Origin of the sequence: Streptomyces sp. NPDC050674 (genome assembly GCF_040654575.1) — a bacterium.
Classification (GTDB): domain Bacteria; phylum Actinomycetota; class Actinomycetes; order Streptomycetales; family Streptomycetaceae; genus Streptomyces.
The window spans coordinates 56,459-73,948 of record NZ_JBFAIG010000006.1; the positions used below are offsets into that span (position 1 = coordinate 56,459).

Here is a 17,490-nt window from a genome sequence, read left to right on the forward strand (position 1 = left end):
TGCGGACGCGTCCCGGGACCGAAACGTGGACGTCACACCCCGAGCGCGCGCAGCCGCTCCTCGGCCCGCTCGGGCGCGTAGAGGTGCTCGACGACCATCGCACCGGCTCCCACCAGCGCGGCCCGCTCACCCAGCCGCGCGGTGACCACGTCGAGGTGGGCGGTGGAGCGGGGCAGCGCCCGCTGGTACAGCAGTTCCCGCACGCCCGTCAGGAAGGGAGTTCCGGCCAGATCCCCGGCGATCATCAGCACGCCCGGGTTGAGCAGGGTCACGACGGTCGCCAGGACGTCCCCGACCCGGCGCCCCGCCTCCCGGGCGAGCCCCACCGCCTCCGGGTGCCCGGCCGCGAGCAGGTCGCGCACGTCCGACCCGGAGGCCGCGGGCACCCCGGCCTCCGCCAGCCGCCTCGCCACCGCGCCACCGCTCGCGACGGCGGCCAGACAGCCGTAGGAACCGCACCGGCACAGCGCCCCGGCGCCCTCCGGAACCCGGATGTGCCCGATGTCGCCTGCGCCGCCGTCGATGCCCCGGAACACCGAGCCGTCCACCACGACCCCGGCGCCGATGCCGGTGGAGACCTTCACCAGCACGAAGGCCGAGCAGTCGGGGTAGCCGGCGCGCTGTTCGCCGTAGGCCATGAGGTTGGCGTCGTTGTCGACCAGAACCGGCACCTCGGCGGTGCCCGCGTGCTCGCCGAGCGCCCGGGCCAGCCGGCTCCGTATGTCGTAGCCGTCCCAGCCGGGCATGATCGGCGGCTGGACGACACGGCCGGTCCCGGTGTCGACCGGGCCGGGCACCGCGAGCCCGATCCCGCAGACGGCCTCGGCGCCGCGTCCGGTCTTCTCCAGCAACTCGGCGCACCACCGCCCGAGTTCGCCGAGCACGAGGTCCGGGCCGTCCTCGACCGCCAGGATGCCGGAGTGCTCGGCGAGGATCTCGCCGCTCAGCGACAGCACCGCCGCCCGGGCGTGCCGGGTGTCGAGGTCGGCGGCGAGGACCACCGCGTGCTCGTCGTCGAACTCCAGGGTGATGGAGGGCCGTCCGCCCAGCGGGGAGTCCACCGGCCCCCCGGCGCCCTCGCGCAGCCAGCCCGCGCGGAAGAGCCGGTCCAGCCGCTGACCGACCGTGGCCCGGGACAGGCCGGTCGCCTGTTGCAGCGCACCCCGGGTCACGGCGCGGCGACTGCGCACCAGTTCGAGCAGATCGCCGGCGCTCGCCTGACCCGTGCCTCGTCCGGTTCTCCCGGGCTGTCCGGTCATGCACACCCCCTTGTGTTTCCCAACCTTGCATTACATATTGAGTTTTGCGTGTTAAATAGACGTAACCCTACGGTAGCCCCTGCCGATCCTGGTCAGGAGTACGTCTTTGGGAGAGCCCCGAGTGGATCGCATCGCCCAGCTCACCACGCGTCCCGCGGGGCGCGAGACCGCATACGATCCGGCCGTCGCGCCGCCTTCCCTGCACGTCAGGGCCGCGCACGTGCTGGAGGGCAACTGGACGGGCACGTCCACCGTGCCCTCGCGCCGTCTGTATCCCCACCAGTGGTCGTGGGACTCGGCGTTCATCGCCATCGGCCTGAGGCACCTGTCGCCGTTACGGGCCCAGACGGAGCTGGAGACGCTGCTGGCGGCCCAGTGGACGGACGGGCGGATCCCGCACATCGTCTTCAACCCCTCCGTCCCCCTCGACGCGTACTTCCCGAGCCCCGACTTCTGGCGCTCGTCGGCGGCGGGGCGCGCGGCCGGCGCCCCGCGCACCGTACAGACCTCCGGGATCGTGCAGCCACCGGTGCACGCGCTGGCCGCGTGGCTGGTGCACCTCGCCGACCCGGGCCTGTCCAGGGCACGCGGGTTCCTCACCCGGGTGTACCCCCGGCTGGCCGCCTGGCACGGCTACCTGCTGCGCCGGCGCGACCTCGGCGGAGGCGGGCTGGTGTCCGTCGTGCACCCCTGGGAACAGGGTATGGACAACAGCCCCTGCTGGGACCGCCCGCTGTCCCGGGTCGCTCCGGCTCCGGCCCGCTCCTTCCGCCGCGCCGACCTCGACCACGGCGTCCCCGAGGACCGGCCGACGGATCTGGACTACGGACGGTACGTACGGCTGGCGGCCGACTACCGGGACCGCGGATACGCCGACACGATGGGCGAGTTCGCCGTGGAGGACCCGGCGTTCAACGCGCTGCTCATCGCCTCCGAGTACGCCCTGGCCGACATCGCCGACGAGCTCGGCGTGGCGGGCACGGCGCGCCGGGCCCGCGGGGAGCGTCTGACGGCGGCTCTGGTGGAGCGGCTGTGGGATCCGGCGGCGGGCCTGTTCCTGTGCCGGGACGTGCGCGCCGGGGAGGCGATCCCCGAGCGCGGTGTCTCCGGACTCGTCCCGCTGCTGCTGCCGGCCCTGCCGCCCGGCCTCGCGGCCACCCTGGTCCGCACGGCGTGCGGGCCGCACTTCGGTCTCGGCGGCACGACCCGCCTGGTCCCGAGCTACGACCTGCTCGGTGAGGCCTTCGACCCGCACCGCTACTGGCGCGGGCCGGCCTGGTTCAACACCAACTGGCTGCTGGAGCGCGGACTGCGGCTGCACGGCGAGCGGGGCCGGGCCGACGCCCTGCGCAGAGGCATGCTGCACACCGCCGGCACCTCCGGCTTCGCGGAGTACGTCGACCCGTACACGGCACAGCCCTGCGGCGTCACCGGCTTCGGCTGGACCGCCGCGCTCACGCTCGACCTGCTGCACGACCGGCCCGCACGGGGCGGGAACGGCCTCACGGCGACCAAGGGAGGGGACCGAGGATGACCGACCGGCATCATCTGCTCGTGCACGGCCGGACGTTCGCCGCCGTCGGCGACCGCGGCGACATCAGCGGCTACCGGGGCGGCAGCGCCCCGGACGGCATGTTCGTCCGGGACGCCCGGCATCTGAGCCGGTGGCAGCTCACCGTCGACGGGGCGGTGCCCGAGACACTCACACCGGTGGCCGACGGGGACACCGCGCGCTGTGTGCTCGTCCCGCGCGGCGGCCGTGACGAGCCGCCCGCGTACACGCTCTTCCGCGAACAGGCCGTCGGGGACTCCTCGTTCGTGGAGTCGCTGCGCGTCACCAGCAATCGCCCGGTGCCGACGACGGTCCACCTCGCGCTCACCGCCGACGCCGACTTCACCGACCAGTTCGAGCTGCGCTCCGACCACCGCACCTACACCAAGCCCGGCGCCGTGCGCACCCGCCAGGTGCTGAGCCACGGGGTGGAGTTCGGCTACCGGCGCGGTGCCTGGTGTTCCGTCACGACCGTGACGGCCGACCCCCGGCCGGACGCCGTGGAGGAGACCGGCACCGGCGCCCGCCGACTGTCCTGGACCCTGGACCTCGCGCCGCACGGCACCGCCGAGCTGACCCTGCGGGTCGTGGCCCGCCCGCACGGTGACCGGCGCGCCCTGCGCGTCCCCCGCTCCCCCGCCGCCGTCCGAGCCCAGGTCCGCGCCCATGAGGAGGAGTTCATCCGGGGCGTGGCCTTCCCCAGCGGCTGGCCCGAGCTGACCGCCGCCTGCACCCGGGGGCTCGCCGACCTCGCCGCCCTGCGGATCCCGGCGACGGGCCCCGACGGCGAGGAGGTGCGCGTCCCGGCCGCCGGCGCCCCCTGGTTCCTCACCCTGCTGGGCCGGGACGCCCTGCTGACCTCGCTGTTCGCCCTGCCCTACCGGCCGGACCTGGCCGCCGCCACCCTGCCCGCGCTCGCCGCGACGCAGGCCACCGGGAGCGGCGACGACGGGATCGCCCAGCCGGGCAAGATCGTGCACGAGGTACGGCACGGCGAACTGGCCCACTTCGGCCAGGTCCCCTTCGGCCGTTACTACGGCTCGGTCGACGCCACCCCGCTCTTCCTCGTGCTGCTCGGCGCGTACACCGAGCACACCGGCGACACCGCCCTGGCCCGCCGCCTCGAACCGCACGCCCGGGCCGCCGTCACCTGGATGCTCGACCACGGCGGCCTCACTTCGCGCGGCTACCTCGTCCACCGGGCCGACCGGGGCGGTCTCGCCAACCAGAACTGGAAGGACTCCCCCGGCGCCATCTGCTCCGCCGAGGGCACCCGCCCGCACGGGCCGGTGACGGCCGCGGGCGCCCAGGGCTACGCCTACGACGCCCTGCGCCGCACGGCGGGCCTCGCCCGCACGGTCTGGCAGGACACCACGTACGCCCACCTGCTGGAGCAGACGGCCGGCGACCTGCGCGACCGTTTCCAGCGGGACTTCTGGATGTCCGAGCACTCCTTCCCGGCCCTCGCGCTCGACGGCCGGGGCGGGCAGGTCGACGCCCTCGCCTCGGACGCCGGGCACCTGCTGTGGTCGGGCCTGCTGGACAAGGAGTACGGCGAACTCGTCGGACGGCGGCTGCTCGAACCGGACTTCTTCTCCGGCTGGGGCGTGCGCACCCTGGCGGCCGGACAGCCCGCCTACCACCCGCTCTCCTGCCACCGCGGCTCGGTCTGGCCGCACGACAACGCGCTGATCGCCCTGGGCCTGGCCCGCTACGGACTGCACGACGAGGCCCGCGCGATCGCCCGCGGCCTGGTCGACGCGGCGGGCGCGACCGGCCAGCGGCTCCCGGAGGTCCTCGCGGGTTACGGTCGCGACACCCACCCGGAGCCGGTGCCGTACCCGCACGCGTGTGTGCGTGAATCCCGGTCGGCCTCCGCCCCGTTGGCGCTGCTGACGGCGGTCGGCGTGGTCTGAGGGCCGGCCGGCCGGGGTTTGCCGGGTGTTTGCCGAGCGCCGGCCCGGCGGGCTGAACGCACCGGCGGGACACCCCGTACGGAACGGCGACGGACCCGGACCCCCACCCGGGTCCGCCACGTACCGGTTCCGCACGGAAGGACCTCCGGGTGCCTGTCTTCACACGCTTCCACCAGTCGTCGCGGCCGGACGGCGGCACGTCCGGGGCCGGGGCGGAGGATCCGGAGCGCGGCGGCGGGGCCGGGGCCGCCGCGGCGCGCGTGGTAGCGGAGAGCGCCGATGCCGGGGTGCGCCCCACCCGTGGTCGGCGCACCTGGCGCACCCGTCGTCCCCGGGCGGCCCGCGCGCTGCGCCTGACCACCACCGCCCTCGCCGCCACCCTGGTCCTCGGGGCCCTGCTGCTGCCCAACACCCTGCCCGCCCTGCGAGCGGTCGCCTTCGCGCGGATCCCGGCCGAGGCGGTCCTCGGGGCCGTCGTCGTGCTCGCGCTGCCGCGCCGGCCCCGGCTGCTCGCGGCGGTGCTGTACGGGCTCGGGCTCACCGTGCTGACCACGGTGAACCTGCTCGACATGGGGTTCAACGAGTACCTGGGGCGGGGCTTCAACGCGGCGCTCGACTGGGACCTGCTGCCGGACGCCCAGGCGTACGTCCGGGACACGCTGGGCGAGGGCGTCGCGACCGCGGTCGCCGTCGGCGCGGTGGTGCTCGTGCTGCTGGTGGCGGCCGTGATGGTCGCGGCGTCGGTCCGGCTCGCGAACGTACTGGCCCGCCACCGGGTGCGGGCGACCAAGGGCGCCCTGATCGCCGGCACCGTCTGGGTCACCTGCTCCGCGCTGGGCCTGACGCTGTCCGGCGGTCCGATCGCCTCCGAGCGCGGTGCCGGGGCGCTCAAGGCGCACGCGCAGCGGACGGTGGAGTCGCTGCGCGACGAGGCGGCGTTCGTGAAGCAGTCGAGGGCGGACTCCTTCGGCGACACCCCGCCCGCCGAACTGCTGCCGGACCTGCGCGGCAAGGACGTGATCTTCACGTTCATCGAGAGCTACGGCCGCAGCGCGATCGAGGACCCGGTCATGGCACCCGGCGTCGGCCGGACCCTGGACACCAGCACCAAGGCCCTGGAGAAGGCCGGTTTCGCCGCCCGCAGCGGCTGGCTGACCTCGGCGACGTACGGCGGCAGCAGCTGGCTCGGCCACTCCACGACCATGTCCGGCCTGTGGATCGACAACCAGCGGCGCTACCGCACGGTCAGCGCCGGCGACCACCTCACCCTCACCAAGGCCTTCCAGAAGACCGGCGCCTGGGACACGGTCGGCGTCATGCCGGGCGTGCAGAAGGGCTGGCCGGAGGAGAAGTGGTACGGCCTGGACAAGCTGTACGACGCCTTCGACCTGGGCTACCGGGGGCCGAAGTTCAGCTGGTCGACCATGCCCGACCAGTACGCGCTGGAGGCGTTCCAGCGCCGGGTGCACGGGAAGAAGCGGGACAAGCCGCTGATGTCGTTCGTCATCCTGACCTCCAGCCACCAGCCCTGGGCGCCCATCCCGAAGATGGTCGGCTGGGACGAACTCGGCGACGGCTCGGTCTTCGACGCGATCCAGAAGGCCGGCAACAAGGCGTCGGACGTCATCACCGACACCACCAAGTCCCGTGAGGAGTACGGAAAGTCCGTCCAGTACTCGGTCACCGGCCTCACCCAGTGGCTGGAGCGCTACGGCACCGACGACACCGTCCTGGTCTTCCTCGGCGACCACCAGCCCATCGCCCGGGTCAGCGGGAACGGCGCGAGCCGGGACGTGCCGGTGTCGATCGTCGCGAAGGACCCGAAGGTCCTGGACAAGGTCGCCGACTGGAACTGGACGGAGGGCCTGAAACCGGACCGCGACGCGCCGGTGTGGAAGATGAGCTCCTTCCGCGACCGCTTCCTGAAGGCGTTCGGCTCCACACCGCACCCCTCCACGGGCTGATCAGCCGCCCGAGGTGTCCAGTTCGGCGTCCTCGCCGACGCCGGCGCAGTCGTAGGGGTCCTTCAGCCAGCCGTCCGGCAGCACCACGCGGTTGTTGCCGGAGGTGCGGCCCCGGGGCCCGTCGGCGCCGGTGGGCCAGGGCTGGTCGAGGTCCAGTTCGTCCAGACCGGAGCGCAGTTCCTCCAGGGACGAGGTGATCGCGAGGCGCTTTCGCATCTCGGAGCCGACCGCGAAGCCCTTGAGGTACCAGGCGACGTGCTTGCGGAAGTCGATCACGCCCCGGGCCTCGTCGCCGATCCACTCGCCGAGCAGGGTGGCGTGCCGGACCATGACGTCGGCGACCTCGCGCAGCGCGGGCCGGGCGATGTCCTCGGTGCGGCCCTCGAAGGCGGCGACCAGGTCGGCGAAGAGCCAGGGCCGCCCCAGGCAGCCACGGCCCACGACCACGCCGTCGCAGCCGGTCTCGCGCACCATCCGCAGGGCGTCCTCGGCCGACCAGATGTCGCCGTTGCCGAGCACGGGGATCTCCGGCACGTGCTCCTTCAGCCGGGCGATGGCCTCCCAGTCGGCGGTGCCGCCGTAGTGCTGGGCGGCGGTGCGGCCGTGCAGGGCGATGGCGGTGACGCCCTCCTCGACGGCGATCCGGCCGGCGTCCAGGAAGGTGATGTGATCGTCGTCGATGCCCTTGCGCATCTTCATCGTCACCGGCAGGTCCCCGGCGCCGCTGACGGCCTCGCGCAGGATGGCCCGCAGCAGGTTCCGCTTGTACGGCAGCGCGGAGCCACCGCCCTTGCGGGTGACCTTCGGCACCGGGCAGCCGAAGTTCAGGTCGATGTGGTCGGCGAGGTCCTCCTCCGCGATCATGCGAACGGCCTTGCCGACGGTCGCCGGGTCCACCCCGTACAGCTGGATCGACCGGGGCCGCTCACTGGCGTCGAAGTGGATGAGCTGCATGGTCTTCTCGTTGCGCTCGACCAGCGCCCTGGTGGTGATCATCTCGCTGACGAACAGGCCCTTGCCCCCGCTGAACTCCCGGCACAGGGTGCGGAAGGGCGCGTTGGTGATCCCGGCCATGGGGGCCAGGACGACGGGCGGCTGGACGGTGTGCGGGCCGATCTGCAGGGGCGTGGACATGCCTCCATTGTGCCGTGCAATGAGATGGCAAAATTCGTTAGTTAACCACACTATCGAAATCGGCGTACGATGGAGCGCATGCCCGAGCTCAGTCACCGCCGCCGCATGCTGGTGCTCGCGATCTGCTGCATGAGCCTGCTGATCGTGAGCCTCGACAACACGGTCCTGAACGTGGCCCTGCCCTCCATGCAGCAGGACCTGCACGCCAGTACGTCGGGCCTTCAGTGGACGATCGACGCGTACACCCTCGTCCTGGCCTCGCTGCTGATGCTCGCCGGATCCACGGCCGACCGGATCGGGCGCAAGCGGGTCTTCATGGCGGGCCTGGTCGTCTTCACCCTCGGCTCGGTCCTGTGCTCCCTCGCGCCGAACCTCCAGGCGCTGGTCGCGTTCCGGATGGTGCAGGCGGTGGGCGGTTCGATGCTCAACCCGGTCGCCATGTCGATCATCACCAACACGTTCACGGACCCGCGCGAGCGGGCCCGGGCGATCGGCGCCTGGGGCGCCGTCGTCGGCATCTCGATGGCCGCGGGCCCCCTCGTCGGAGGTCTCCTGGTCGACTCGGTCGGCTGGCGCTCCATCTTCTGGATCAACCTGCCGGTGGGCCTGGCGGCCCTGCTGCTCACGCTGCGCTTCGTCCCCGAGTCACGCGCACCGCGGGCCCGTCGCCCCGACCCCGTCGGGCAGGTGCTGGTGATCGCGCTGTTCGGCTCGCTCACCTACGCGATCATCGAGGCGCCGAGCACCTCCCTGGGGTCCCTGGCGCCGCTGGTCGTCGTCGCCCTGGCCGCCCTGACGGGACTGCTGCTGTACGAGCCGCGCCGCGAGGAACCGCTGATCGACCTGCGCTTCTTCCGCTCGGCGCCGTTCAGCGGCGCGACGGTCATCGCGATCAGCGCGTTCGCGGCGCTGGGCGGCTTCCTGTTCCTGTCCACGCTGTACCTGCAGAACGTGCGCGGCCTGACCGCCCTGGAGGCGGGTCTGTGGATGCTGCCGATGGCGGTCCCGACGTTCCTGTGCGCCCCGCTGTCGGGCCGCCTGGTGGGGGCGCGCGGCCCGCGTCCGCCGCTGCTGATCGCGGGCTGCGCGATGACGGCGAGCGGCGTCCTCTTCGCCGCCTTCGAGGCCGAGACCTCCGACGTCACGCTCTTCGCCGGGTACGTCCTGTTCGGCATCGGCTTCGGGTTCGTCAACGCGCCCATCACCAACACGGCGGTCTCGGGCATGCCGCGCGCCCAGGCGGGCGTGGCCGCCGCGGTCGCCTCGACCAGCCGGCAGCTGGGCCAGACCCTGGGGGTGGCCGTGCTGGGCTCGGTCCTCGCCTCGGGCGTCGGCTCCTCCTCGTACCGCGACACGTTCGTGTCCGCGGCACGGCCCGGCTGGTGGATCCTCGCGGCGTGCGGCTTCGCGGTGCTGGCCCTGGGAGCGGTGACGAACGGCCGGTGGGCCCGGGAAACCGCCGAACGGGCCGCGCGGAGCCTGGAGTCGCCGGAGGTACGGCAGACGGTCGGGACGAACGGCTGAGCCTCGCCGGGACGGGACCTGGTCGCTCGCGTGGGACCGGGTGCCGTTCGCCGCGCACCCGCACCCTGAGGGACTTGAGGGACCGGGCCAAGCCGCCCTCGCTACACCGTGGCCGTGGCCCGCCGCACGGCGATCTGCTGGAGCCGCTCCAGCCGTTCCCGGGACTCCGGGTCCGCCGGTACGTACGTCACGATCCTCGGGCCCGTCCCCGGGGTCAGCCACAGGTCCGTGTGGTCGACGGTGATGCGGCCCACGTGGCGGTTGCGGAACTCCTTGCGCTTGGTGCGGTGGGCCACCACCTCGTGGCGGTCCCACGCCGCGCGGAACACGGCGGACTCCTTGCACAGGCGCTCCAGGAGCATCGTCCAGGCGGGCTCGGCGAGATGCCCCGCCATCGTGGCGCGGAAGCGGGCGGCCATGAGGCGCTGGGTCTCCTCCAGGTGCACGATCGACGACTGCCACTCGGCGTGCGTGTAGGACAGCAGGATGCAGTTGCGGTCCTCGGGCGGCACCGTGTCCAGGTCGCACAGCAGCAGCCCGTACGTGCGGTTGTGGGCGAGGATGTCGTACCGGCTGTTCTGCAGGCACGCCGGGAACGGCTCGACCTGCTCCAGCACCGCCCGCATCGCCGGCGTGACCGACGGGCACGTGGTCGCCGGGGTCGGATCCGCCGCCCCGGCCAGCCGGAAGAGGTGGGCGCGCTCGCTCGGGTCGAGCAGCAGCGCCCGGGCCAGCGCGTCCAGGACCTGGACGGAGACCTGGATGTCACGGGCCTGCTCCAGCCACGTGTACCAGGTGACGCCCACCGCGGAGAGCTGGGCGACCTCCTCGCGGCGCAGCCCCGGCGTGCGCCGCCGGCGGCCCCTGGGCAGTCCGACCTGCTCGGGGGCGATCCGCTCCCGGCGGCTGCGCAGGAACGCCGCGAGCTCGTGCCGGCGGATCTCCGCGTCCCCGGGCGCCCCGGAGGTGCGCCGCGTCGTCTCCTGCGCGAGGGTCGTCATGGGCTCCAGCCTGCCGTGGTCCGGACCCTGTTTCCAGGTGCTTCCGCTACCAGGATAAGAACACTCTGGTACCAGCCTGAGCGACACCGCAGGCTCGGGAACGTGACCACCGAATCCCTTGCCTCCCGTCCTGTACGTCCGCCCGCCGCGGCGGCCTCCCCCTCGCTCGGCGCGCTCGGGCTGTTCACCGTGCTGCTGGCCGCGGCCCTGCCTCTCATCGACTTCTTCATCGTCAATGTCGCACTGCCCACCATCGGCACCGACCTCGCCGCGAGCGAGTCGGTCCTCGAACTCGTCGTCGCCGGGTACGGGGTGTCGTACGCCGTCCTGCTGGTCCTCGGGGGCCGGCTCGGCGACCTGTTCGGGCGGCGGCGGCTGTTCCTGGCCGGCATGGCCGCCTTCGGGCTGACGTCACTGGCCTGCGGACTGGCCCCCGGCGCCTGGTCGCTGGTCGCGGCCCGGGTCGCGCAGGGCGCGTCGGCCGCCGCGATGCTGCCGCAGGTGCTCGCCACCATCCAGGCGACCACGACCGAACCCCGGCGGGCGAAGGCCATGGGCCTGTACGGGGCGACCGCGGGGCTGGCCATGGTCGCCGGGCAGATCCTGGGCGGGGTGCTGGTGGCCGCGGACATCGCGGGGACCGGCTGGCGTTCGGTGTTCCTGGTCAACGTGCCGGTGGTGCTCGCCGGGCTGGTGCTGGCCGTCCGTGCCGTCCCCGAGACCCGCTCGCCGCGCCCGGAGCCCGTCGACGTCCCGGGCACGTTCCTCCTCGCGGCCTCCCTGCTCACCCTGCTCGTGCCGCTCACCGAGGGCCGGGCGGCGGGCTGGCCGCTGTGGACGCGGCTGTCGCTGGCGGCGTTCCCCTTCGTGACGGCGGCGTTCTACGCGGTGGAGCGCCGCGCCGACCGCGCGGGCCGTACGCCGCTGGTGCCGCCGAGCCTGTTCGCGCTCACCTCGCTGCGGCGCGGGCTGCTGCTGGTGCTGCCGTTCTCCATCGGCTTCAGCGGCTTCATGTTCGTGATCGCGGTGGCGTTGCAGCAGGGCGCGGGACTCGATCCGGTCGCCGCGGGCCTGGCGCTCGCCCCGCTCGCGGTGGTGTTCTTCGTGTTCTCGCTGCTGGGGCCGCGCCTGGTCGCCCGGTACGGCACCCGGGTGGTGACTGCGGGTGCCGTCCTCCAGGGCGTGGGGCTGGCCCTGATGGCACTGGCGGCCTGGCGGTTCTGGCCGCACCTGGGCTTCGTCGAACTGCTCCCGGGCGCGGCGGTCGCCGGGGCGGGCCAGGCGCTGCAACTCCCCGTCATCTACCGGGTCGTCCTCTCCGAAGTGCCGCCCGTGCGCGCCGGCGTCGGCAGCGGTGTGATGATCACCACCCAGCAGTCGGCCCTGGCGCTCGGGGTGGCGACCCTGGGCACGCTGTTCCTGTCCCTGGTCCCGCGGCTGGGCATGCGGGACGCCCTGGTCACGACCCTGCTGGTGCAGCTCGGCGGTGTCGTGCTGACCGGCCTGCTGAGCCTGCGGCTGCCCCGTACCGTCGCCTGAGCCCTCTGACGGCCTGACAACCGGCGTGCGGGGAAACCCTGTTGATGTCGGTCCTGCCGCACACTCCTTGCTGCGGGCGGACCGGAACGCCGGACGTCCCAGACGCGGGAGGGGTCATGACACAGATCGACACGAGCAAGGTCAGCCGGTGGGACCAGCACGGCCGGGAGCATGTGGTGCGGGTGGAACGCACGGGCGTGCAGCGCACGCTCAGATGCGACACCTGCGGCTGGCACAGAGGCGCCCAGTTCCTGCCCTGGCTGAAGGCGCAGGAGCACCTGCTGGAGGCGCACCAGGCCACGGTGGACCCGACGGCGGCGTAGGGGCGGGGTGCCCGGGCTAGGTCGTGCCGTGTGGATCGCGCCGCAGTCCCTGCACCAGCAGGTCGACGACGGCCGTGAAGTCGGTTTCGGTTTCCGGCTCGTCCCACTCCCTGGCGTAGCGGGGGTCATGGAAGCGGCCCGTGGCCTGGAAGACCGCGCGGGCCGAGGCCTCCGGGTCGGTGGCGGCGAAGTCGCCGTTCTCCACGCCGGCCTGGATGATGCGGGTCAGCTGGGACTCCAGGTCGGTGATGTGCTCGCCCACCGCCGAGCCGCTCTCGTCGGTGAGGACCATGTAGGTGGCGAACAGCTCCGGGTCCTCCCCCGCCTTGCGGCGCTTGGCGGCGAACAGCGCGGCGAGCCAGTCCCGCAGCCGGGCCTCCGGGACGCGGTCCGCGGCGGCGATCCCGGACAGCTCCCCGGACGTGCGGTCCAGCCAGCGCTTGGTGACGGCCTCGCGCAGCGCCGCCTTCGTCCGGAAGTGGCGGTAGACGCTGCCGTGGCTGACGCCGAGCGCCCGGGCCACGTCCACCACCGTGGCCTTGGCCGGGCCGTGCCGGCGCAGCACCTCCTCGGTGGCTTCGAGGATGCGCTCGGCGGTCAGTGTCTCGCTGGTCGGTGCCATGCCCCTGACCGTACCCGGATCCCGCTTCAGCTCTCGAGGTGCGCCATCTGGGCCGCCGGGTAGCGGTCACCGGCGGCGGCACCGGCCGGTACGGCCGCCTCGATCGCGGCCAGGTCGGCGGGCTCCAGCGTCACGTCCAGTGCGCCGAGCGCCTCCGAGAGCCGGTCGCGGCGACGGGCGCCGACCAGGGGCACGATGTCCTCGCCACGGGAGAGCACCCAGGCGATGGCGATCTGGGCGACGGTGACGCCCTTCTGCTCGGCGATCTTCCGCAGCGCCTCGACGAGGTCGAGGTTGTGCCGGAGGTTGTCGCCCTGGAAGCGCGGCGACATCGCCCGGAAGTCGCCCGGGCCGAGCTGCCGGTCGGCGGTGAAATGGCCGGAGATCAGGCCCCGGGAGAGCACCCCGTACGCCGTGACGCCGATGCCCAGCTCGCGGGTGGTGGGCAGGATCTCGTCCTCGATGCCGCGGGATATGAGGGAGTACTCGATCTGGAGGTCGCAGACGGGGGCCGTGGCGGCGGCCCTGCGGATGGTCTCGGCGCCGACCTCGCTCAGGCCGATGTGCCGTACGTAGCCCTTCTCGACGAGCTCCGCCGTGGCGCCGACCGTCTCCTCGATCGGCACGTCCGGGTCGAGACGGGCGATGCGGTAGACGTCGATGTGGTCCACGCCGAGCCGCTGGAGGGAGTAGGCGGCGAAGTTCTTCACGGCGGCGGGCCGGCCGTCGTAGCCCAGCCAGCTGCCGTCCGGGCCGCGCAGGGCGCCGAACTTCACGCTGACACGGGCCTGTTCGCGCAGGGCCGCGGGGGCGGAGCGCAAGGCCTCGCCGATCAGCATCTCGTTGTGACCCATGCCGTAGAAGTCGCCGGTGTCGAGCAGGGTGACGCCTGCTTCGAGCGCCGCGTGGAGGGTCGCGACGGATTCGGCCCGGTCCGCCTCGCCGTACAGCGCGGACATGCCCATGCAGCCGAGGCCGAGGGCGGAGACCTGGGGGCCGGTGGTTCCGAGGGAGCGGGTGCGCATCGTCATGCCCCCAGCATGCCATGACAGCTGACAGATTTCAATATCTGTCCTTCGATACTTGTCAGCACCCACTCCCCCGCACCCGCCCCGTCCGCCGGCCGGGCTGACGGTCGGCGGCTACCGCGCCGTGAACGCCAGCTTCGCGCCCAGCGCCACGAACGAGCCCGCGAAGCCCCGCCGCAGCCAGGCCATCACCCCCGGGCGGCCCACGACGTGCCGTCGGACCGAGGCGGCCAGCACCCCGTACGCGGCGAACACCACGAAGGTCGCCAGCATGAAGACGCCGCCCAGCCCCGCCATCCGCAGCACCGCGTGCGGCTCCCCCGGGCTGACGAACTGCGGCAGGAACGCGAAGAAGAAGATCGTCAGCTTCGGGTTGAGGATGTTGATCAGCACCCCGCGCACGATCACCCGGCGCGCGGACACCTCCGGGGCCTTCCCGCGCTCCTCCACCACGAGCGCCTCCTTGTCCCGCACGGTCGCCCACGCCATGTACAGCAGGTAGGCGACCCCCGCGTACTTCAGCACCTGGAACGCGGTGGCGCTCGCGTGCAGCAGCGCGGCGACGCCGGTGACCGTGGCCAGCAGATGCGGCACGATCCCCAGCGTGCAGCCGACGGCCGCGACGACACTCGCGCGGCGCCCCCGGGAGAGCGCGGCGGCGAGGGTGTAGACGACGCCGGTGCCCGGCGTGGCGACGACGACCAGGGTGGTCAGCAGGAACGCGATGCTCATGCCGTCACCCTGGCGTGCCCCCCGGCCCGGGAACAGGGCCACTCGGCCCCGGCGCTCAAGGGCCAATCCCCCGTATCCCAGCGGCCGCAGGAGCCCCACGGTTCGACACCGTTCACACCGGCTCGGACAATGGAAAGTGCCGGTGAGCGGTCTCCCGGCGGCGCCCGCCCACCGGTCGCGCGGAACTCCGCGCCGCCCGAGGGAGCGCGCCATGACGATCCGTATCGCCACCTTCAACACGGAGAACCTCTTCCGCCGCCCCGCTGTCTTCCGTCTCCCGGGCGACAAGCAGCGCCGCGAGGTCCTCGACGACCACGCCGAGCTGGTCTCCCTGCTGGAGAAGGAGACCTACGACGACGACACCAAGACCCGCATCGCCGCTCTGCTGAAGAAGCACCGGGTACACGACTCGCGCGGGGACAGGCCGTTCTTCGTCAACGAGACACGCGGCCAGGGCACGCTCTTCAAGACGAAGGGCGGCGGCGAACACGTCACCTTCGAGATCGTGGCCAAGGGCCGCTCGGGGTGGACGGGCTGGGTGGAGCTGGTCCGTGACGCCCTCGACTGGGAGGCCGTGCACAACACCGGCCGGGTGATCGCCGAGATCGACGCCGACATCCTGCTCACGGTGGAGGTGGAGGACCGCACGACCCTGCGCCGCTTCAACGACCAGGTGCTGGGCGCCGACCTGAAGAAGACGCCCTACCCGTACGACATGGTGATCGACGGCAACGACCCGCGGGGCATCGACGTGGGCGTCCTCAGCCGCCACCCGATCACGTCCCTGCGGTCGCACGTCTTCGACCCGGACCCGGACCGGCCGGGCGAGCTGCTGTTCAGCCGGGACTGCCCCGAGTACGAGATCCAGCTCGGCAGCACGCCGCTGTGGCTGCTGGGCAACCACCTCAAGAGCCAGAGCGGCGACGACCCGGAACTGCGCCTCGCCCAGGCCCGGCGGGTGGCGTCGATCTACCAGGCCGCGCTGGAGCGTTCCCCGTACGTCGTGGTCGCCGGTGACCTCAACGACGAGCCGTCCAGCGAGGCGATCGGGGCGCTGCTGGGCACGGGCCTGCGGGACGTGATGAGTCACCCGTCCTACCGGGGCGCCCCGGGCACCCACGGCACGGGCACCTCCGAGAGCCAGAAGCTCGACTACATCCTGCTGCCGCCGCCGCTGTGGGAGCAGGTGCAGCACGTGGAGGTGGAACGGCGGGGCGTCTGGGCGCCGTCGACCATCAAGTCCTTCGACACCGTCACCTCGAAGTGGAACCGCGCCTCGGACCACGCGGCCGTCTACGTCGACCTGGACCTGTGAAACGCGGCGGTGCCGGGCCCCTCCGTGGAGGAACCCGGCACCGTGACGCGGAAAGAGGCGGTCAGCAGCCGACCAGGCGGGCCGCCAGGTAGCCCTCGATCTGGTCGAGGGAGACGCGCTCCTGCTTCATCGAGTCGCGCTCGCGGACGGTGACCGCGTTGTCCTCGAGCGTGTCGAAGTCGACGGTCACGCAGAACGGCGTGCCGATCTCGTCCTGACGGCGGTAGCGGCGGCCGATGGCGCCGGCGTCGTCGAACTCGATGTTCCAGTTCTGGCGGAGCGCCTGGGCGAGACCCTTGGCCTTCGGGGACAGCTCCGGGTTGCGGGACAGCGGCAGGACCGCGACCTTCACCGGGGCGAGGCGGTGGTCCAGGCGCAGCACGGTGCGCTTCTCCAGCTTGCCCTTGGCGTTGGGCGCCTCGTCCTCGACGTAGGCGTCCAGGAGGAACGCCAGCATCGCGCGGCCGACACCGGCCGCGGGCTCGATGACGTAGGGGGTCCAGCGCTCGCCGGCCTCCTGGTCGAAGTACGTCAGGTCCTGGCCGGAGGCCTTGGAGTGGGCGCCGAGGTCGTAGTCGGTGCGGTTGGCCACGCCCTCCAGCTCACCCCACTCGCTGCCGCCGAACTGGAAGCGGTACTCGATGTCGGCGGTGCGCTTGGAGTAGTGGGAGAGCTTCTCCTTCGGGTGCTCGTACCACCGCATGTTCTCCTCGCGCAGGCCGAGGCCGGTGTACCAGTTCCAGCGCTGCTCCATCCAGTACTCCTGCCACTTCTCGTCCTCGCCCGGCTTGACGAAGAACTCCATCTCCATCTGCTCGAACTCGCGGGTGCGGAAGATGAAGTTGCCGGGCGTGATCTCGTTGCGGAAGGACTTGCCCATCTGGGCGATGCCGAACGGCGGCTTGCGGCGCGAGGTGGTCTGCACCTGCGAGAAGTTGGTGAAGATGCCCTGCGCGGTCTCGGGACGCAGGTAGGCGACGGAGCCGGAGTCCTGGGTCGGGCCGAGGTGGGTGGACAGCAGGCCCGAGAACTGCTTGGGCTCGGTGAACTGGCCCTTGTTGCCGCAGTTGGGGCAGTTGACGTCGGCCAGGCCGTTCTCCGGCAGGCGCTTGTGCTTGGCCTCGTAGGCCTCCTCCAGGTGGTCCGCGCGGAACCGCTTGTGGCAGGAGGTGCACTCGGTCAGCGGGTCCGTGAAGGTGGCGACGTGGCCGGAGGCGACCCAGACCTCGGGGGCCAGGATCACGGACGAGTCGATACCGACGACGTCCTCGCGCGACGTCACCATGTAGCGCCACCACTGGCGCTTGAGGTTCTCCTTGAGCTCGACACCGAGGGGGCCGTAGTCCCAAGCGGCGCGCTGGCCGCCGTAGATCTCACTACAGGGGAATACGAAGCCACGGCGCTTGCTCAGGCTGACGATGGTGTCGATCTTGTCGGCGGCCACGGTGCTCTCTTCATTACGACGACTGATACTGACGGTGCGGCGCGTAGCGCCTCGATGAGGGGTGGTGGTCGGGCGGCGGGCGGGCGAAGCGAGTTGCTTCCAGCGAATGACTCAGGTTACCGGCGGGGGCGCCCCCT

14 protein-coding genes are annotated in these 17,490 nt (G+C 72.6%); 7 read left to right on the forward strand and 7 right to left on the reverse strand.

Going from position 1 to position 17,490, the window contains the following annotated elements; genetic code table 11:
* Nucleotides 1–32: 32 nt before the first annotated feature.
* A complete protein-coding gene (locus AB0I06_RS12320; RefSeq protein ID WP_363118694.1) occupies nucleotides 33–1,259 on the reverse strand; it encodes an ROK family protein in 1,227 nt (408 codons plus the stop codon).
* A gap of 121 nt (nucleotides 1,260–1,380) precedes the next feature.
* On the opposite strand from AB0I06_RS12320, the gene AB0I06_RS12325 reads away from it, so the two are divergent.
* The 3 genes from AB0I06_RS12325 (at nucleotide 1,381) to AB0I06_RS12335 (ending at nucleotide 6,691) form a co-directional block, all read left to right on the forward strand.
* Nucleotides 1,381–2,793, forward strand: coding sequence for a hypothetical protein (locus AB0I06_RS12325; protein ID WP_363118695.1), 1,413 nt, complete (start codon nucleotides 1,381–1,383; stop codon nucleotides 2,791–2,793).
* Complete coding sequence (locus AB0I06_RS12330; RefSeq protein ID WP_363118696.1) at nucleotides 2,790–4,727, forward strand: glycogen debranching N-terminal domain-containing protein; 1,938 nt, start codon at nucleotides 2,790–2,792, stop codon at nucleotides 4,725–4,727. The genes AB0I06_RS12325 and AB0I06_RS12330 overlap by 4 nt, the downstream gene beginning before the upstream one ends.
* Before the next feature lie 287 nt (nucleotides 4,728–5,014).
* Nucleotides 5,015–6,691, forward strand: coding sequence for a CDP-alcohol phosphatidyltransferase (locus tag AB0I06_RS12335; RefSeq protein WP_363118912.1), 1,677 nt, complete (start codon nucleotides 5,015–5,017; stop codon nucleotides 6,689–6,691).
* Here AB0I06_RS12335 and dusB read toward each other — a convergent pair whose 3' ends face one another.
* Nucleotides 6,692–7,825 carry a tRNA dihydrouridine synthase DusB gene (gene dusB / locus AB0I06_RS12340; protein ID WP_363118697.1) on the reverse strand — a complete coding sequence of 378 codons (1,134 nt, stop codon included), beginning with the start codon at nucleotides 7,823–7,825 and terminating at the stop codon, nucleotides 6,692–6,694.
* Nucleotides 7,826–7,903: 78 nt separating this feature from the next.
* Between dusB and AB0I06_RS12345 the strand changes: the two genes are divergently transcribed.
* Nucleotides 7,904–9,349 carry an MFS transporter gene (locus AB0I06_RS12345; protein ID WP_363118698.1) on the forward strand — a complete coding sequence of 482 codons (1,446 nt, stop codon included), beginning with the start codon at nucleotides 7,904–7,906 and terminating at the stop codon, nucleotides 9,347–9,349.
* A gap of 101 nt (nucleotides 9,350–9,450) precedes the next feature.
* Here AB0I06_RS12345 and AB0I06_RS12350 read toward each other — a convergent pair whose 3' ends face one another.
* Complete coding sequence (locus AB0I06_RS12350; protein WP_363118699.1) at nucleotides 9,451–10,350, reverse strand: helix-turn-helix domain-containing protein; 900 nt, start codon at nucleotides 10,348–10,350, stop codon at nucleotides 9,451–9,453.
* Between the two features lie 102 nt (nucleotides 10,351–10,452).
* Here AB0I06_RS12350 and AB0I06_RS12355 point away from each other — a divergent pair, with 102 nt between their 5' ends.
* Nucleotides 10,453–11,889 (forward strand): MFS transporter, encoded by a 1,437-nt coding sequence (locus AB0I06_RS12355; RefSeq protein ID WP_363118700.1) that lies wholly within the window; start codon nucleotides 10,453–10,455, stop codon nucleotides 11,887–11,889.
* 116 nt (nucleotides 11,890–12,005) lie between these two features.
* Nucleotides 12,006–12,212 (forward strand): hypothetical protein, encoded by a 207-nt coding sequence (locus AB0I06_RS12360; RefSeq protein ID WP_363118701.1) that lies wholly within the window; start codon nucleotides 12,006–12,008, stop codon nucleotides 12,210–12,212.
* Nucleotides 12,213–12,228: 16 nt separating this feature from the next.
* Here the strand turns inward: AB0I06_RS12360 and AB0I06_RS12365 are convergent, their stop codons facing one another.
* The 3 genes from AB0I06_RS12365 to AB0I06_RS12375 form a co-directional block, all read right to left on the reverse strand.
* The gene (locus tag AB0I06_RS12365; RefSeq protein WP_363118702.1) at nucleotides 12,229–12,834 is read right to left on the reverse strand and encodes a TetR family transcriptional regulator; all 606 of its coding nucleotides are present in this window, start codon (nucleotides 12,832–12,834) and stop codon (nucleotides 12,229–12,231) included.
* A 26-nt stretch (nucleotides 12,835–12,860) separates the two neighbouring features.
* Nucleotides 12,861–13,865 carry an aldo/keto reductase gene (locus AB0I06_RS12370; protein WP_363118703.1) on the reverse strand — a complete coding sequence of 335 codons (1,005 nt, stop codon included), beginning with the start codon at nucleotides 13,863–13,865 and terminating at the stop codon, nucleotides 12,861–12,863.
* Between the two features lie 111 nt (nucleotides 13,866–13,976).
* Nucleotides 13,977–14,594 (reverse strand): LysE family translocator, encoded by a 618-nt coding sequence (locus AB0I06_RS12375; RefSeq protein WP_363118704.1) that lies wholly within the window; start codon nucleotides 14,592–14,594, stop codon nucleotides 13,977–13,979.
* 211 nt (nucleotides 14,595–14,805) lie between these two features.
* Between AB0I06_RS12375 and AB0I06_RS12380 the strand changes: the two genes are divergently transcribed.
* Nucleotides 14,806–15,909, forward strand: coding sequence for an endonuclease/exonuclease/phosphatase family protein (locus tag AB0I06_RS12380; RefSeq protein WP_363118705.1), 1,104 nt, complete (start codon nucleotides 14,806–14,808; stop codon nucleotides 15,907–15,909).
* A gap of 61 nt (nucleotides 15,910–15,970) precedes the next feature.
* On the opposite strand, the gene AB0I06_RS12385 is transcribed toward AB0I06_RS12380, so the two are convergent.
* The gene (locus AB0I06_RS12385) at nucleotides 15,971–17,353 is read right to left on the reverse strand and encodes a glycine--tRNA ligase (RefSeq protein WP_363118706.1); all 1,383 of its coding nucleotides are present in this window, start codon (nucleotides 17,351–17,353) and stop codon (nucleotides 15,971–15,973) included.
* Nucleotides 17,354–17,490 lie beyond the last annotated feature (137 nt).

Bases quoted from the DNA above. Each gene is read 5' to 3' on its own strand.
- AB0I06_RS12320 (WP_363118694.1), bottom strand. From the start codon at position 1,259: ATGACCGGACAGCCCGGGAGAACCGGACGAGGCACGGGTCAGGCGAGC.
- AB0I06_RS12330 (WP_363118696.1), top strand. From the start codon at position 2,790: ATGACCGACCGGCATCATCTGCTCGTGCACGGCCGGACGTTCGCCGCC.
- dusB (WP_363118697.1), bottom strand. From the start codon at position 7,825: ATGTCCACGCCCCTGCAGATCGGCCCGCACACCGTCCAGCCGCCCGTC.
- AB0I06_RS12345 (WP_363118698.1), top strand. From the start codon at position 7,904: ATGCCCGAGCTCAGTCACCGCCGCCGCATGCTGGTGCTCGCGATCTGC.
- AB0I06_RS12350 (WP_363118699.1), bottom strand. From the start codon at position 10,350: ATGACGACCCTCGCGCAGGAGACGACGCGGCGCACCTCCGGGGCGCCC.
- AB0I06_RS12360 (WP_363118701.1), top strand. From the start codon at position 12,006: ATGACACAGATCGACACGAGCAAGGTCAGCCGGTGGGACCAGCACGGC.
- AB0I06_RS12365 (WP_363118702.1), bottom strand. From the start codon at position 12,834: ATGGCACCGACCAGCGAGACACTGACCGCCGAGCGCATCCTCGAAGCC.
- AB0I06_RS12370 (WP_363118703.1), bottom strand. From the start codon at position 13,865: ATGACGATGCGCACCCGCTCCCTCGGAACCACCGGCCCCCAGGTCTCC.
- AB0I06_RS12375 (WP_363118704.1), bottom strand. From the start codon at position 14,594: ATGAGCATCGCGTTCCTGCTGACCACCCTGGTCGTCGTCGCCACGCCG.
- AB0I06_RS12380 (WP_363118705.1), top strand. From the start codon at position 14,806: ATGACGATCCGTATCGCCACCTTCAACACGGAGAACCTCTTCCGCCGC.